Raw genomic sequence first — 16,460 nt, 5'->3', positions numbered from 1 at the left:
GGAACCGGAATATGCTGCGTCGTCGCATGCTGATCATGTTGGCCGTTGTCCTGTTAATCGTCCTGCTGTTGGCGGGCTATAAAGCCTTTTCCATCTATCAGCAGATCCAGGTCTTTTCCGCGCCCAAGCCGGCGATCAGCGTGGCGGTGGCCACGGCGGTCGAGCAACCCTGGCAACAGCGCCTGCCGGCGGTGGGTACGCTCAAGGCCTTGCAGGGGGTGAACCTGGCCCTGGAGATTGCCGGAACGGTCAAGGACGTACAGTTCGAGTCCGGCCAGAAGGTCAAGGCCGGGCAACCGCTGGTGCAACTCGACAGCGCGGTCGAAGACGCCCTGCTGCAAACCGCTCAGGCCGACCTGGGCCTGGCCCAGCTCGATTACGGGCGCGGCAGCCAACTGGTGGGCAGCCAGGCGATCTCCAAAGGCGAGTTCGACCGGCTCTCGGCGCAACTGCAAAAAAACAAGGCCACGGTCAACCAGCTCAAGGCTTCCCTGGCCAAGAAACACATCGTCGCGCCATTCAGCGGCACTATCGGCATCCGTCAGGTCGATGTGGGCGACTACCTGGCCAGTGGCACGGTGATCGCCACCTTGCAGGACCTGAGCAGCCTCTACGTCGACTTTTATGTGCCCGAACAATCGGTGCCCAAGCTGGCCGTCGGCCAGGGGGTGCAGGTGCAAGTCTCGGCCTACCCCAGGCAGACCTTCCCCGGCACCCTCAGTGCGATCAACCCGAAAGTCGAGAGCAGCACCCGCAACGTGCTGGTGCGGGCCACCCTGGCCAACCCGGACACTAAACTGCTGCCGGGCATGTTCAGCAGCCTGCAGGTACTGTTGCCCGACCCGCAGGCCCAGGTGGTGATACCGGAAAGTGCAATTACCTACACCCTCTACGGCAATTCCGCCTACGTCGTAGCGCAGAAAAAGACCGAGGACGGCAGCCTCGAAGAAGATGCCAATGGCCAACCGATCCTGATCGCGGAGCGGCGCTTTATCGAGACCGGCGAACGACGCGACGGCCTGGTGCTGGTCACCCAGGGCCTGAGCAGTGGCGAGCAAGTGATCAGCGCCGGGCAGATCAAGCTCGACACCGGTGCGCACATCGCCATCACGGCGGATAAAAACTTGCCGGCCAGCCCTGGCCAACCTCCGCGCAACGACGGTTCAAGGAACTGAGCCATGGCGTTTACCGACACGTTTATCCGCCGCCCGGTACTGGCGATGGTGGTCAGCCTGCTGATCGTGCTCCTGGGTTTCCAGGCCTACAGCAAACTGCCGCTGCGCCAATACCCGTCCATGGAAAATGCCCTGATCACGGTGACTACCGCTTACCCCGGGGCCAATGCCGAGACGATCCAGGGCTACATCACCCAACCGCTGCAGCAAAGCCTGGCGAGCGCCGAAGGCATCGACTACATGACCTCGGTCAGTCGCCAGAACTTCTCGGTGATTTCCATCTATGCGCGGATCGGCGCCAACAGCGACCGGCTGTTTACCGAACTGCTGGCCAAGGCCAACGAGGTCAAGAACAAGCTGCCCCAGGACGCCGAAGACCCGGTGTTGAGCAAGGAGGCCGCGGATGCCTCGGCGCTGATGTACATCAGCTTCTCCAGCCAGCAACTGAGCAACCCGCAGATCACCGATTACCTGTCGCGGGTGATCCAGCCCAAGCTGGCGACCCTGCCCGGCATGGCCGAAGCCGAGATCCTCGGCAACCAGGTATTTGCCATGCGCCTGTGGCTGGACCCGGTCAAGCTCGCCGGCTTTGGCCTGAGCGCCAGCGACGTCACCAATGCCGTGCGCAACTACAACTTCCTCTCCGCCGCCGGCGAAGTGAAGGGTGAGTATGTGGTCACCAGCATCAACGCCAATACCGACCTGAAGACCGCCGAAGCCTTCGCCGCCATCACCGTCAAGACCGATGGCGACAGCCGGGTGCTGCTCGGCGACGTGGCGCGGGTGGAAATGGGCGCGGAAAACTACAACGCCATCAGCTCCTTTGGCGGCACGCCCTCGGTGTACATCGGCATCAAGGCCACGCCCAGCGCCAACCCGCTGGATGTGATCAAGGAAGTGCGCAAACTGATGCCGGAGCTGGAATCCCAGTTGCCGCCCAACCTCAAGGCAGAAATCGCCTACGACGCCACGCTGTTTATCCAGGCCTCCATCAACGAGGTGGTCAAGACCTTGTTTGAAGCGGTGTTGATCGTGATCGTCGTGGTGTTCCTGTTTCTCGGGGCGCTGCGCTCGGTGGTGATCCCGGTGGTGACCATCCCGCTGTCGATGATTGGCGTGCTGTTTTTCATGCAATTGATGGGCTACTCCATCAACCTGCTGACGCTGCTGGCGATGGTGCTGGCTATTGGCCTGGTGGTGGATGATGCGATTGTGGTGGTGGAAAACATCCATCGCCACATAGAAGACGGCAAGACGCCGCTGGACGCCGCGTTGGAAGGTGCGCGGGAGATTGCCGTGCCGGTGGTGTCGATGACTATCACCCTGGCGGCGGTGTACGCGCCCATCGGCTTCCTGGAGGGGCTGACCGGGGCGTTGTTCAAGGAGTTCGCCCTGACCCTGGCCGGTGCGGTGGTGATTTCCGGCATCGTCGCCCTGACCCTGTCGCCGATGATGTGCGCCCTGCTGTTGCGCCACGACGAAAACCCCAGCGGCCTGAGCCACCGCCTGGACCGCATCTTCGAAGGCCTCAAGCGCCGCTACCAGACAATGCTGCATGGCACATTGAACACCCGGCCGATGGTGATTGTGTTTGCCTTGATCGTGCTGTGCCTGATCCCGGTGTTCCTCAAGTTCACTCAGTCGCAACTGGCCCCCGACGAAGACCAGGGCATCATCTTCATGATGGCCAGCGCGCCGCAGCCGACCAACCTGGACTACCTGAACACCTACACCGACGAGTTCATCGCAATCTTCAAGGACTTCCCGGAGTACTACTCCTCGTTCCAGATCAATGGGTTCAACGGGGTGCAATCGGGTATCGGCGGCTTCCTGCTCAAGCCGTGGAACGAGCGCGACCGCACGCAAATGCAGATCCTGCCTGAGGTGCAGAAACGCCTGGAGCAGATCCCCGGCTTGCAGGTGTTCGGCTTCAATTTGCCGTCGCTACCGGGCACCGGTGAAGGCCTGCCCTTCGGTTTTGTGATCAACACCCCCAATGACTACGAGTCGTTGCTGCAAGTGGCCGCCCGTGTGAAAAAGCGCGCCATGGAGTCGGGCAAGTTCGCCTTCGTGGATATCGATCTGGCGTTCGACAAGCCCGAGGTGGTGGTGGACATCGACCGCGCCAAGGCGGCGCAGATGGGGGTGTCGATGCAGGACTTGGGCAGCACCCTGGCGACCTTGCTGGCGGAGGCAGAGATCAACCGGTTCACCATTGATGGGCGCAGCTACAAGGTGATCGCCCAGGTGGAACGGGCCTACCGGGACAACCCCGAGTGGCTGAACAATTACTACGTGAAAAACACCCAGGGCGAACTGCTGCCGCTGTCGACCTTGATCAGCGTCAGCGACCGTGCCCGCCCGCGCCAACTGAACCAGTTCCAGCAACTCAACTCGGCGCTGATCTCGGGCTTCCCGATTGTCAGCATGGGCGAGGCTATCGACACCGTGCGCCAGATTGCCATCGAAGAAACCCCGGCCGGCTATGCCTTCGACTACAGCGGCGCCTCGCGCCAGTTCATCCAGGAAGGCAGCGCGCTGTGGGTCACCTTTGGCCTGGCGCTGGCGATCATCTTCCTGGTGCTGGCGGCACAGTTCGAGAGCTTCCGTGACCCGCTGGTGATACTGGTGACGGTGCCGCTGTCGATCTGCGGCGCGTTGATCCCGTTGTTCCTCGGCTGGTCGAGCATGAACATCTACACCCAGGTGGGGTTGGTGACGTTGATCGGTCTGATCAGCAAGCATGGGATCCTGATCGTCGAGTTTGCCAACCAGTTGCGCAAGGACAAGGGCCTGACACCCCGAGAAGCGGTAGAAGAAGCCGCGGCGATTCGCCTGCGCCCGGTATTGATGACCACGGCGGCGATGGTGTTTGGCATGGTGCCGTTGATCTTTGCCACGGGGGCCGGGGCGGTCAGTCGGTTTGATATCGGAATGGTGATTGCCACGGGGATGTCGGTGGGCACCTTGTTCACTTTGTTTGTGTTGCCGTGTGTTTATACGTTGCTGGCCAAGCGTGATCCCTTGGCTGATTGAGTACCTATCCATGGGCGCGGTAACGGCACTGACCTGATCGTTGACGCCCACTGTAGGAGCCGGCTTGCCGGCGATGGTCGTTAACGATCACGTTGGATACCTGACATCCCCGAGGTGTTCTTACTGGCGTCATCGCCGGCAAGCCGGCTCCTACAAGGGATGTAGTTGCGCGCTCGGGCTCTGCCGTGGTCCACAAAAAAGGCCTCGCTATGCGAGGCCTTTTATCGGGGCGTCAATCTCTTCAACTCGCAGGCCTCATGCCTTGGGACATCCCAAACATAAACAGCAAAAGCTGATGATCAGGCTGCGTGACCCCAGCGGTCTTGGCGATCCGTGGCAGCGGGCATTGCCCGCCACTGTGCACCGCGCTGAGGACTTCTGTGCGGGGCTGCTCCCAGGCAGCCAGGGCCAGGGATGCGATGCCCAAGGCCCCCAACAGAAACAAACCTCGTGCTATTTCTAGCTTCATTAGGTTAAACCCTTGATAGCGCTGCCAAACGCCGCTTGGTAAAAGTAGCTGAGTTTTTGCCAGTCGGCGGTATTCCACGACGAATGGCGACGCAATTGCTGCATGTCATGGGCGGCGGCCCGGCGGGCGGTCAAGCGTTGGCGGCACTTCTCGAGATCCAGCAGCGCCACTTCGACCGTCGCGCCCTCACCCGCCCCGCTGACCCGCACAAAAATATGCTTGCTGTACAGGCAGCCATGCTGCCAGCGCCCCTTGTGCATGCGCGCCAGGGTCTGCGCCAATTCAGCCAGCAGGCGCTCATGCACCAGCTCCCCGCATTGCTCGCGACCGCCGGCGGCGTACCAGTTGTCGATTTCCACGAATCCGTCCAATGAAGCCGTCACCAGCAAGGCCTTCCACTGGTGGTCCGGATCACGACGGGCACCACAGAACACCAGCTCCGGAACACCTACATCGAGCAAGCGCAGGCCCCTGAGCGCATCACGCTCGCGTAGCACCGTAGGCCGCCCAAAGGGATGCAGCCAGCTGCGGTAGGTATGGCCTGTCTGGCGCTTGCTGTAGAGCAAGCGCCCATTGGTACCGATCACCCGCTGTACGCCGCTTTCGCCACCCCGACGTCGATTGGGTTCCTCGACCCACTCGCCCTGCTGCCGCCAGAAATAATCGAACCGCTCCTCAGGAGCTACGTGACTGCCTGCTACGTACTCAACCACCATCCTGCTACCTCTTGCGCAATACGTACACTCGCCACATGGCATACAGCGGTATGAAGTCCAAACACTCCTGGACGCGGAAACCTGCTTGCTCAAACTCAGCCTCAACAGTAGCAGCCGGTAACACAAATCGATTTCGGTAACTGTCCTGCTCACTTTTGTTGCGGCGCTGCACTTCCAGGCGCTTGCGTTTCCAGGCCTTGAAATTGCCATCCACCCACAACGAAACAATCACACTGTCGCGGGTAACTCGTTGAAATTCCTTCAATATCGCCATGCGATGCGCCGGCTCGCCGATGTGATGCAACAGGCGCATGCAAAAAATGCTGTCCACGGCGTTATCTGGCAAATCGATATCAAACGCAGATGTCTGCAAGGGTCGTACCTGCTTGACCACATCCGCCGGTTGCGCCCCCATGGCGATGTTCAACATGGACTCGGAATTGTCCGCCCCAATAATGATCCGGTTGGGCTTTTCGGCCAGCAGCGGCCAGAAACGCCCGGCGCCGCACGGCAAGTCCAATACCAGGCCGGGCTCGCCGGCCATCGCCAGCGCACCACGGGCCAATTGTTCGTCGCGTTTGTGGGACAGCCGGCGCGCCAAAGTGTCCTGGTGCTTGTGCAAATATTGCTGAGCGTGCCGGTCATCGTACTTTGCGGAAAATTCAAGCTTGATCGGAGTAGCCATCAACGAGTCTCCTGGACTGATGCCTACAACCTTAAGCAGTCGCACGTCATCCGCAGGTCAACCCTTTGTGAAAAAAACGTCCCGTCTAACCCTAAAGAATTACAAGGTTTTACAGGGAAAAAGCATGGCAGGAAGCCATCTTCGTCGAACAGGAAGGAGTCTGCCCCAGGATAGGGGCAGGAAGAGATCAGGATTTGACGTGGCTCAATTCAACATGGAAACGGCAGCCGCTAGGCTCCATGGTGCTGAGGCTGACCACCCAGCCCTGGCTTTCGCAGATGCGCTGGACCAGCGACAAACCCAGGCCCAGGCCATCACCGCGCTTTTCGTTGCCGCGCACAAACGGCTCAAACATGGCCTCGCGCTTGTCTTCGGGAATCCCCACGCCGCTGTCTTCCACCACAAAGCCGGTGGGTTCCAGGGTCAGGCGGATAAACCCCTGCTCGGTGTAGTGCAGGGCATTACGCAGCAGGTTGCCCATGACCGCATGCAGGAAGGTGGCGTTGTAGCGGGTATCGAGTGGGTTGCCCGGCTGGTAGAACAACTCGATGCCCTTGCGCTCGATGGGTTCGCGCCAGATCCCCAGCAAGCCCTCCGCGACCTCGGCCAGGCTGACCTGGGGCGACATCGTGGTGTCATCGTGCTGGGCACGAGCGAGCATCAGGAAGGTCTGTACCAGTTCGCGCATTTCCTCGCAGGCCCGGGCGATGCGCTCGACCTGTTTGCGTCCCCGTGAATCAATGGCCGGGTTTTCCAGCAGCAGCTCGCAGGAACTGGCCAGCACCATCAAGGGGGTGCGCAACTCATGGCTGACATCGCTGGTGAACAGGCGCTCGCGGGTCAGGGCCTGGCGCAAACGGCCAAGGGTCGCATCGAAAGCCACCGCCAACTCGCCTACTTCGTCGGCCGCGTAGTCCGGGGCCAACGGTGGGGCCAGGCCCAACAACTGGTCACGATGCCGCACTTGGCGCGCCAGGCGTACTACCGGTGCCATCACCTTGCGGGCAAGGACCCAGCCGAGGAATACCGCCAGCGCGAGGCTGAGGACAAACCCCACCAGCACCACCGCAAACAGCACGCGCTCGCGCTCTTCGAAATCGCTTTGGTCTTGCAATAGGACATACCGACGGCCGTCGACGATTTCGACCATCGCATGGTAGGAAAGCGCATCGCGGAACACTTCGTGAAAGCCGGCGTCCAGGTGCCGCAAGTCCTTGGGCAGCTGGAAATCCCCACGCCCGCCGCTGAAGTAGAACAACTGGTCCGGCTCGGGGCGGTGACGCCAGTCTTCGACACTGTCCATCAACAGCAGGCGTTGCAGGTCGCCGCCCAGGCCCGCCGAAATCAGTTTTTCTTCCACCAGGTGCACCGTGGCAACGATGCCCATGGCAAAGGCCCCCGCTACCAGCGCGCTCATCAGCGCAAAGGCGATGATGATCCGCTGGGCAAGGCTTTGCTTAAACTCCATCACGGCCCTCGGCCAAGCGATAACCCACGCCATGCACGGTTTGCAGCAATGGCTTGGCAAATGGCTTGTCGATCACCTGGCGCAGTTGGTGGACGTGGCTGCGCAGGCTGTCGCTGTCCGGGCAGTCATCGCCCCACAGGGCTTCTTCCAGCACTTCGCGGCGCAGGACGTGAGGGCTTTTCTGCATCAGCACCGCGAGCAATTTCAGGCCGACCGGGTTGAGCTTGAGCAGGCGCCCTTCGCGGGTCACTTCCAGGGTGTCGAGGTCGTAGGACAAATCGCCGACTTGCAACTCCCGCCGCCCGCCACCCTGGGCCCGGCGCAGCACCGCTTCGATGCGTGCGGCCAACTCCGACAGGGCAAACGGCTTGAGCAGGTAGTCGTCGGCACCCGATTTGAAGCCTTGCAGGCGGTCGTCCAATTGATCGCGGGCGGTGAGCATGATCACCGGCGTATCGCGGCGCGCGTCTTCACGCAGGCGTTTGCACAGGGTGTAGCCATCAATGCCGGGCAGCATGATATCGAGCACGATCAGGTCGTAATGCTCGGTGGCGGCCAGGTGCAGGCCTGACAAACCGTCCTGCGCACAGTCCACGGTGTAGCCCTTGAGCCCCAGGTAATCCGCCAGGTTGGCCAGAATATCGCGGTTGTCTTCAACCAATAAAATTCGCATGGGCAGTGTCTCCGTACGCGGTAACGGCCGTGTTGGCTCGCGCAGCTTAAGGCCAAGCCGGGCTTACCGCTAGGCCTGAGGGGCTGACCTATTACTCTTTTCAACTGATTGACTGGTGCAACGAGTTTTTCACTATCGGTTCACAGCTTGACTACAGTACCAGAGTGAAAATCGCCCCCCATTGATATAAGGAACTTGGATATGGGTTTTATCAAAACTGCGCCAATGCGCTATCTGCTGTTGGTGACCGGCGCTTGGCTGGTTATTTTTCTGTTGACCCGCAGCGTACTGCTCATTACCCACCTGGATGAAGTCGGCGGCAACCTGCTGCCGGTGTTCGGTGTGGGCCTGCTCTACGACCTGGGGTTCCTGGCCTATGCCGCGCTGCCCCTGGGCCTGTACCTGCTGCTGTGCCCACCGGCTTTGTGGCGGCGGCGCGGCCACCGCTGGTTCCTGCAAGGCGTACTGACCGTCAGCCTGTTCGCCATGCTGTTCACCTCGGTGGCCGAATGGTTGTTCTGGGATGAGTTCGGCGTGCGCTTCAACTTTATCGCCGTCGACTATCTGGTGTATTCCGATGAGGTGTTGAACAACCTGCTGGAGTCCTACCCAATCGGCAAACTGTTGGGCCTGTTGGCAATACTGGCGATTGTCCTGAGCCTGGCCTTGCGCAAGCTGTTCAACGCAGCACTCGACTCGCCGCTGCCGGCCATGCGTGGGCGCTTACTCAATGCCGTGGGATTGTTGGTGGTTGCCGGCCTGAGCCTGCAGTTGGTCAGCCAGGACAGCCCGCGTACCCAGGGTGGCAACGCCTATAACAACGAACTGGCCAGCAATGGCCCATACCAATTCTTCGCCGCGTTCCGCAACAATGAACTGGACTACAGCCAGTTCTACAAAAGCCTGCCGAGCGATATCGTGGCCCGCCAGCTACGGGCAGAACTCAGTGAACCCAATGCCCGGTTCATTGGCACCGATCCACTGGATATCCGCCGCGCCATCGACAACCCCGGCACGTTGCGCAAACCCAATATCGTGCTGGTGACCATCGAAAGCTTCAGCGCCAAATACATGGGCAGCAATGGCGACGACCGCAACCTGACCCCCAACCTTGATGAGTTGCGCAAACACAGCCTGTATTTCAGCAACTTCTACGCCACCGGCACCCGCACCGACCGAGGCCTGGAAGCCATTACCCTGGCCATCCCGCCCACTCCGGGGCGCTCCATCGTCAAACGGATTGGTCGCGAAAGCGGCTTCGCCAGCCTGGGCCAGCAGCTCAGTGCAATCGGTTATGACAGCGTGTTTGTGTATGGCGGCCGCGGCTACTTCGACAATATGAATGCGTTTTTCAGCGGCAACGGTTACCGGGTGGTTGATCAGAGCAGTGTCGCCGAATCCGAAATCAGCTTTAAAAACGCCTGGGGCATGGCCGATGAAGACCTCTTCAAGCAAACCTTGAAGCTGGCGGATGCCGGTTATGCCAAGCAGCAACCGTTCCTGCTGCAGTTGATGACCACCTCCAACCATCGCCCCTACACCTACCCGGATGGCAGGATCGACATCAAGTCCGGCAACGGTCGCGACGGTGCGGTGAAATACACTGACTACGCCATCGGCCAATTCCTACAGGCTGCGCGCCAAAAACCGTGGTTCGACAATACGATCTTCGTGTTTGTCGCCGACCACACCGCCGGCAGCGCGGGCAAGGAAGACTTGCCCGTCGCCAACTACCAGATTCCGCTGTTTATCTATGCGCCGAAATTGATCGAGGCCCGGGAAAGCGCGCAACTGGCCAGCCAGATCGACCTCGCCCCGACACTCCTGGGTCTGTTGAACCTGAGCTATGAATCGACGTTTTTCGGACGCAACCTGCTGCAAGACAACCCGCTGCCTCCTCGCGTAGTGATCGGCAACTATCAGCACCTGGGCTTGTTTGACGGCACCAACCTGGCAATCCTCAGCCCCCGCCAAGGCCTGCGGCGCCATGACCAGGCCCTGGGCGCGAGCCAGGAGTCCCGGGTAGACAGCAATGACCCGTTGATCCAACGTGCGATCACTTACTACCAGGCAGCCAGTCATGACTTCAAGCAACACCTGTTAGCCTGGAAAGGCGCGAAAGACGCCGCCCCTCAAATGAGTGCGCGCTGACTCGATAAGCGCCCATAAAAAAGCCCCGCCTGATCACTCAGGCGGGGCTTTTATGCATCAGGGGTAAGGCTGGCTTACATCATGCCGCCCATGCCACCCATGCCGCCCATGTCTGGCATACCGCCGCCAGCCGAGCCTTCTTTCTTCGGTGCATCAGCGATCGCAGCTTCGGTGGTCAGGATCAGACCGCCGATGGAGGATGCCGCTTGCAGCGCGGAACGAGTCACCTTGGTAGGGTCCAGGATGCCCATTTCGATCATGTCGCCGTAGACGCCAGTCGCAGCGTTGTAACCGTAGTTACCTTTGCCGTTCTTGACTTCGTTGACCACAACGCTCGGCTCGTCGCCGGAGTTGGCAGCAATCTGGCGCAGCGGTGCTTCAACAGCACGACGCAGTACAGCAATACCCACGTCCTGGTCAGCGTTGTCGCCGGTCAGACCGACCAAGGCTTCCAGGGCACGGATCAGCGCAACGCCACCGCCAGGTACCACGCCTTCTTCGACGGCTGCGCGGGTTGCGTGCAGGGCGTCTTCAACGCGGGCTTTCTTCTCTTTCATTTCAACTTCGGAACCAGCGCCAACCTTGATCACTGCAACACCGCCGGACAGCTTGGCCAGGCGCTCTTGCAGTTTTTCACGGTCGTAGTCCGAGGAGGTTTCAGCAACCTGGGCACGGATCTGGGTGATGCGCGCCTGGATGTCCTGCTCCACGCCAGCACCGTCAACGATGATGGTGTTTTCCTTGGAGATGGTCACGCGCTTGGCGCTACCCAGGTTTTCCAGGGTGGCACTTTCCAGGCTCAGGCCGATCTCTTCGGAGATAACGGTACCGCCAGTCAGGACGGCGATGTCCTGCAGCATGGCCTTGCGACGATCGCCGAAGCCTGGAGCCTTGACGGCTGCGACTTTAACGATACCGCGCATGTTGTTCACAACCAGAGTCGCCAGGGCTTCGCCTTCAACGTCTTCGGAAACGATCAGCAGTGGACGGCCGGCTTTGGCAACGGCTTCCAGTACTGGCAGCATTTCGCGGATGTTCGAGATCTTTTTGTCGACCAGCAGGATCAGCGGGCTGTCCAGCTCGGCAACCATGGTCTCTGGCTTGTTGACGAAGTACGGGGACAGGTAGCCACGGTCGAACTGCATGCCTTCTACAACCGACAGTTCGTTTTCCAGGCCAGTGCCTTCTTCAACGGTGATCACGCCTTCTTTACCGACTTTTTCCATGGCTTCGGCAATGATGTCGCCGATGGAGCTGTCGGAGTTGGCGGAGATGGTGCCTACCTGAGCGATAGCCTTGGTGTCAGCGCATGGTTTGGACAGGCTTTTCAGCTCAGCAACGATGGCGATGGTCGCCTTGTCGATGCCGCGCTTGAGGTCCATCGGGTTCATGCCGGCAGCGACGGCTTTGTAGCCTTCGTTGACGATTGCCTGAGCCAGAACGGTGGCGGTGGTGGTGCCGTCGCCTGCGTCATCGTTGGCACGGGAGGCAACGTCTTTGACCAGCTGCGCGCCCATGTTTTCGAAACGGTCTTCCAGTTCGATTTCTTTGGCGACCGAAACGCCGTCCTTGGTGATGGTCGGAGCGCCGAAGCTCTTCTCGATGATCACGTTACGGCCTTTCGGGCCCAGGGTCGCTTTTACTGCGTCAGCCAGGATGTTGACACCGGTGAGCATTTTCTTACGGGCGGAATCGCCGAATTTAACTTCTTTAGCAGCCATGATCGATATTCCTTAAATACTTTGTAGTAACGGGAAAATGAGCGGGAAAATCAGCCTTCCAGGACAGCGAGAATCTCGTTCTCGGCCATCACCAGCAGGTCTTCGCCGTCGATTTTCACAGTGTTGCTGCCGGAGTAAGGACCGAATACAACCTTGTCACCCACTTTCACAGCCAGCTCACGTACTTGACCGTTTTCCAGCGTCTTGCCTGGGCCAACTGCGAGGATCACACCGTGGTTGGCTTTTTCAGCAGCCGAACCTGGCAGAACGATACCGCCAGCGGTTTTCTTTTCTTCTTCGCTGCGACGGATAACGACGCGGTCGTGCAGAGGACGAAGCTTGCTCATTGTCGATCTCTCCTAATTGTAAGTTTCATCGGCCGGTATCAGTACCGGCTGGTGGTAGTCCGGCGGTGCCGGTCGCGGTTCGCCAAGCGAAACGCGGAAGTCTGTCTGGTGTCGCCACCAGAAACCTTGCGGTGACCGTTACATAAGGGCGTATATGCTTATTACAAGGGCCAGCGGTGAAAATTTTTACTCCGGCAAGGCACCCGCAGGGGCCATGCCAGGGAGGGTATTACTTGGAGTCGCGGTGCTCGAACTCGCCTTCGATCACATCACCTTCACGCCCCAGCGGCTGGCGAGGTGCCGGGCCGCCACGGGGTTGCAGGTCGTCGGCAAAGGCACGCTGGCGGATCGCCGCTTCTTCGGCACGCTGGCGCAGCTTGCCCGCCAGCAACCGACGGGTGAATGGCAACAGCAGGATCAAACCGAGCACATCGCTGACAAAACCCGGCACGATCAGCAGGCCACCGGCCAAGGCCATCATCAGGCCTTCGAGCATGGTCTGGGCCGGCAACTCGCCACGGTTCAGGCTTTCACGAGCACGCAGTGCGGTGGCCAGGCCGGCGATCCGCAGCACGAACACGCCGAGCATCGAGCCGAGAATGATCAGCAGCAGCGCCGGGAAAAACCCGATAGCCCCGCTGACCTTGACGAATACGAACAGCTCCAGCACCGGAAACAGCAGAAAGAGCAATAAAAAAGGGCGCATCAAATGGTTCCTCAACGCAAGAATGCCTTGCTACTAGACCTTAGATGACGTCGCCCTTTCGTGAATTCAAGCGTGTGTGACGGCTTTTTTCGGCCAAGCCTCGGCATGGGCCAGGAAAACCAGGGCCTCGCGCACTTGTGTCGGAGTGTTGCAAGTATCCGCAAAAGGCAACCAGTGCAGGCCCTGGCCGATGCGCAAATGCATGCCCTCGCCGTCGATACCGGCCAGTTGCGCCGGCTCGAAGGTCGGCAGGCCGGCCAGTTCGACATAGTGGGCGATGGCCTTGGTGTGATCGCTGTTCATGTGCTCGATCATGCTCAACTCGGCCTTGCCGGCGAACGGGTTGGCCAGGGTCAGATGATCCACCCAGTGGATCGCCCCGAAACCGCCGATATAGCGATGCCGCACTGGCTTGAGGACCCAGAAATCAAAATCATGGGCCTTGTGGTAGTTCGCCGAATCCGGGAAGTACCGATAGTAACGCTCGGCGGCGGCAGCAATGGCCGCCTCGTCCTCGAGCTTTTCGGCTTCGGCAAGATAGGTGAGGCGCCCGACGGCCTGCACGTCATCCGCCTCACGCTCACCCACCAGCAACGAACATTTAGGGTCTTTTTGCAGGTTATGGGTGTGCTGGGCAATACGGCTAATCAGGATCAGCGGCCGGCCCTCGGCGTCCAGGCAGTAAGGCACCACCGAACCAAAGGGGAAGCCGGGCATGGCTTTGGAGTGTGTGGCGAGCGCCCCACGGTATTCCTTGAGCAGTAGTTCTCGGGCATTCTTGGCGACGTGGACGCTCAACTTATGACTCCTTCGATAAATTCCGTCAAAAAACGGACTTGGGCAACCGCTTAAATCTGCTCACAGGACATGCGAATGCATCTCAACGACAAAGTAATCATTATCACCGGCGGTTGCCAGGGTTTGGGCCGTTCCATGGCCGAGTATTTTGCAAGTAAAGGTGCCCACCTGGCGCTGGTGGACCTCAATCAGGAAAAGCTCGATGCGGCAGTGGCTGCATGCCAGTCCCATGGCGTCACCGCGCGCAGCTATCTATGCAATGTGGCGGACGAAGAACAGGTGACCTACACCGTGGCACGGATCGCCGATGATTTCGGCGCGATCCACGGTCTGATCAACAACGCCGGGATCCTGCGCGATGGCCTGTTGCTCAAGGTCAAGGACGGCGAGATGACCAAGATGAGCCTGGCCCAGTGGCAGGCGGTGATCGACGTCAATCTGACCGGCGTGTTCCTCTGCACCCGCGAAGTGGCGGCGAAGATGGTGGAGCTGAAAAACCAGGGCGCCATTATCAATATCTCGTCGATCTCCCGCGCGGGTAACGTGGGCCAGACCAACTATTCGGCGGCCAAGGCCGGCGTGGCGGCGGCGACGGTGACCTGGGCCAAGGAACTGGCGCGCTATGGCATTCGCGTGGCGGGCATTGCGCCGGGCTTTATCGAGACCGAGATGACCCTGGGCATGAAGCCCGAGGCGCTGGAGAAGATGACGTCGGGGATCCCGCTCAAGCGCATGGGCCGCCCGGAAGAAATCGCCCATTCGGCGGGATATATCTTCGAGAGCGACTATTACACCGGGCGCATCCTGGAGCTGGATGGCGGGTTGCGCCTGTAACAACGCCGAAAAACAACTGTGGGAGCGGGCTTGCTCGCGATAGCAGACTGGTCAGTTAACGAATATGTCGACTGATACATCGCTATCGCGAGCAAGCCCGCCCCACATTAAAAGTCCGCATTCGTACCGTGGCAGGCTTACCAGGTCACGCCAAAACCTGCGGTGTAACGGGTCTTGCTCAAGTCGCTGTCCGAACCGCCGCTGATGATGTCGCGCTCGGCCTTGAGATTGAGCGAGGCCCATTCGGTGACTTTGTAGCGCAGGCCCATTTCGGCATCGAGGGCGTAGTCGGCAGGACCGGCCAGGGGCTTGCCCACTTCGCCGTTGGTGAAGAACTCCACGGTCTTGCCGATCAGGTAGCGGTTGTAGTCCCACTTCATGGCCAGGGAATAGAAGTTGTCCTTGCCGCCGTCCTGGTATTCATAGTCAGTGCGGTTGAGCAGCGAGCCGAGGGAGAACGCGCCCAGTTCATCATCCCAGAACTGATAACCCGGACCGGTACCGACGGTGCGCTGGCGACGCAGGTCTTCAACCCTGTCGTGCTTGTAGGTCAAGCGCCCCTGCCAGAACCACTGGTCGGTAATAAAGCGGTCCAGCGCGTACTCGGCACTCCAGTTGTCGGTGGTGACCACATCGTTCTGGAATTCGCGGTTGTATTCGCCTTCAGCGATATGCCGCCACTTGCCGTGACGGGCGGTGGTCTTGAAGTCGATGTCATAATCGTCGGTGTCTTTTTCCGCACGCTTGTAGTCCAGCGCCACGTCGACGTTGCCCTTCCACACCAGATCCTCGATCACCGGCTTGGGCTTGATGATCTGCTGGATGCTGGCCAACTCCACCGTCTTGGGCGTCTCGCCGTTGGCCAGGACCACCTTGCCATCCTCCGCCGGGTGCAGGGACTTGGCCTTCTCGCCGGTGTAGGCATCCTGCTTGACCAGCAGTTCCTGGTCGCTTTCCAGGGTTTTCACCTGCTTCCAGTCCACCGGGATTGCACCCGCGTATTCAGTCTGGATCAGCAGTTTGCCGCCGTCGAAAACCTTGATCTTGCCGGTCAGGCGATCACCGTTTTTCAACCAGACCGTATCGGCCAGCACAGGGGTAGAAGCAGTAAAGACAGCGAGGCACAACAGGGTTCTGGACAACATAAGCGGTTACGGGGCTCAAGTTTGGCGAAAAAGGAGGCATTATCGGCGTAGCTGAAGTCTTAGCAAGGACTGACTCAAGGTTTTCTATTGAGTTCAATTCTCAACGGCATTTTTACAGACGTTTCTTACATATCGACGACCAATTTCAACCGAGCCGCCAGAACAGTGAACGAGCCCGCCGACACCCCGCAAAACCCGGCCGAAATGCGCCGTACCGCGCTGTACCTGACCTTGGCCCAAGTGCCCGAAGGCTGCGTGGTGAGCTACGGCGAACTGGCGCACCTGGCCGGCCTGGGGCGCGCCGCACGCTTCGTGGGCCGCACCCTGAGCCAGCTTCCCGAGGGTTCCAAGTTGCCCTGGCACCGGGTAGTCGCCGCCGGCGGTCGGATAAGTCTGCCTGTGGGTAGCGCTTCGGGCGATGAACAACGTGCGCGTTTGCGCAGCGAAGGTGTCAGTATCCTGAACAATCGCGTTGATATTCAGCGTCATGGCTGGCGCCCGGTAGAGCACAGCGGTTAGAGTGCGCGCTTTGTTTC

15 protein-coding genes are annotated in these 16,460 nt (G+C 59.9%); 5 read left to right on the top strand and 10 right to left on the bottom strand.

The genetic code is table 11. The features are described 5' to 3' along the window. The first annotated feature begins 11 nt into the window (after positions 1–11). Positions 12–1,175 carry an efflux RND transporter periplasmic adaptor subunit gene (locus tag HBO12_RS07870; RefSeq protein ID WP_170041868.1) on the top strand — a complete coding sequence of 388 codons (1,164 nt, stop codon included), beginning with the start codon at positions 12–14 and terminating at the stop codon, positions 1,173–1,175. A gap of 3 nt (positions 1,176–1,178) precedes the next feature. Beyond that, positions 1,179–4,211 (top strand): multidrug efflux RND transporter permease subunit, encoded by a 3,033-nt coding sequence (locus tag HBO12_RS07865; protein WP_170041867.1) that lies wholly within the window; start codon positions 1,179–1,181, stop codon positions 4,209–4,211. Between the two features lie 241 nt (positions 4,212–4,452). Here HBO12_RS07865 and HBO12_RS28325 read toward each other — a convergent pair whose 3' ends face one another. The 5 genes from HBO12_RS28325 to colR all read right to left on the bottom strand — a co-directional run bounded on the left by HBO12_RS28325 (position 4,453) and on the right by colR (position 8,222). Next, positions 4,453–4,680: a hypothetical protein gene (locus HBO12_RS28325; protein ID WP_262376938.1), complete on the bottom strand. Its 228-nt coding sequence runs from the start codon at positions 4,678–4,680 to the stop codon at positions 4,453–4,455. Further along, positions 4,680–5,396, bottom strand: a complete 717-nt coding sequence (locus tag HBO12_RS07860) for a lipopolysaccharide kinase InaA family protein (RefSeq protein WP_169954616.1) — start codon at positions 5,394–5,396, stop codon at positions 4,680–4,682. The genes HBO12_RS28325 and HBO12_RS07860 overlap by 1 nt, the downstream gene beginning before the upstream one ends. A 4-nt stretch (positions 5,397–5,400) precedes the next feature. Further along, complete coding sequence (locus HBO12_RS07855) at positions 5,401–6,081, bottom strand: class I SAM-dependent methyltransferase (RefSeq protein WP_169954615.1); 681 nt, start codon at positions 6,079–6,081, stop codon at positions 5,401–5,403. Between the two features lie 187 nt (positions 6,082–6,268). Continuing rightward, entirely contained in the window at positions 6,269–7,549 is a 1,281-nt protein-coding gene (locus tag HBO12_RS07850; protein ID WP_169954614.1) for a sensor histidine kinase, read from the bottom strand. After that, entirely contained in the window at positions 7,539–8,222 is a 684-nt protein-coding gene (colR, locus tag HBO12_RS07845; protein ID WP_029295378.1) for a two-component system response regulator ColR, read from the bottom strand. Before colR ends, HBO12_RS07850 begins: the two co-directional genes overlap by 11 nt. Positions 8,223–8,423: 201 nt before the next feature. Here colR and HBO12_RS07840 point away from each other — a divergent pair, with 201 nt between their 5' ends. Continuing rightward, complete coding sequence (locus HBO12_RS07840; protein WP_170041866.1) at positions 8,424–10,373, top strand: LTA synthase family protein; 1,950 nt, start codon at positions 8,424–8,426, stop codon at positions 10,371–10,373. Positions 10,374–10,447: 74 nt separating this feature from the next. Here HBO12_RS07840 and groL read toward each other — a convergent pair whose 3' ends face one another. The 4 genes from groL to HBO12_RS07820 form a co-directional block, all read right to left on the bottom strand. Next, entirely contained in the window at positions 10,448–12,094 is a 1,647-nt protein-coding gene (groL, locus tag HBO12_RS07835) for a chaperonin GroEL (RefSeq protein ID WP_169954612.1), read from the bottom strand. A 50-nt stretch (positions 12,095–12,144) separates the two neighbouring features. Beyond that, entirely contained in the window at positions 12,145–12,441 is a 297-nt protein-coding gene (locus HBO12_RS07830; RefSeq protein ID WP_170041865.1) for a co-chaperone GroES, read from the bottom strand. A 229-nt stretch (positions 12,442–12,670) separates the two neighbouring features. Continuing rightward, positions 12,671–13,147, bottom strand: a complete 477-nt coding sequence (locus HBO12_RS07825; protein WP_057439377.1) for an FxsA family protein — start codon at positions 13,145–13,147, stop codon at positions 12,671–12,673. 66 nt (positions 13,148–13,213) lie between these two features. Then, complete coding sequence (locus HBO12_RS07820; RefSeq protein ID WP_170041864.1) at positions 13,214–13,945, bottom strand: HugZ family pyridoxamine 5'-phosphate oxidase; 732 nt, start codon at positions 13,943–13,945, stop codon at positions 13,214–13,216. Positions 13,946–14,020: 75 nt separating this feature from the next. Between HBO12_RS07820 and HBO12_RS07815 the strand changes: the two genes are divergently transcribed. Beyond that, positions 14,021–14,779, top strand: a complete 759-nt coding sequence (locus HBO12_RS07815; protein WP_170041863.1) for an SDR family oxidoreductase — start codon at positions 14,021–14,023, stop codon at positions 14,777–14,779. A gap of 137 nt (positions 14,780–14,916) precedes the next feature. Here the strand turns inward: HBO12_RS07815 and HBO12_RS07810 are convergent, their stop codons facing one another. Further along, complete coding sequence (locus HBO12_RS07810; RefSeq protein ID WP_169954608.1) at positions 14,917–15,924, bottom strand: DUF481 domain-containing protein; 1,008 nt, start codon at positions 15,922–15,924, stop codon at positions 14,917–14,919. Positions 15,925–16,089: 165 nt separating this feature from the next. On the opposite strand from HBO12_RS07810, the gene HBO12_RS07805 reads away from it, so the two are divergent. Next, complete coding sequence (locus tag HBO12_RS07805) at positions 16,090–16,443, top strand: MGMT family protein (protein ID WP_169954607.1); 354 nt, start codon at positions 16,090–16,092, stop codon at positions 16,441–16,443. Positions 16,444–16,460: the final 17 nt, after the last annotated feature.

This window comes from Pseudomonas sp. WS 5059 (genome assembly GCF_012985525.1).
In the GTDB taxonomy this organism is placed as follows: Bacteria; Pseudomonadota; Gammaproteobacteria; order Pseudomonadales; family Pseudomonadaceae; genus Aquipseudomonas.
This window is presented reverse-complemented; position numbering and strand designations above follow the sequence as displayed.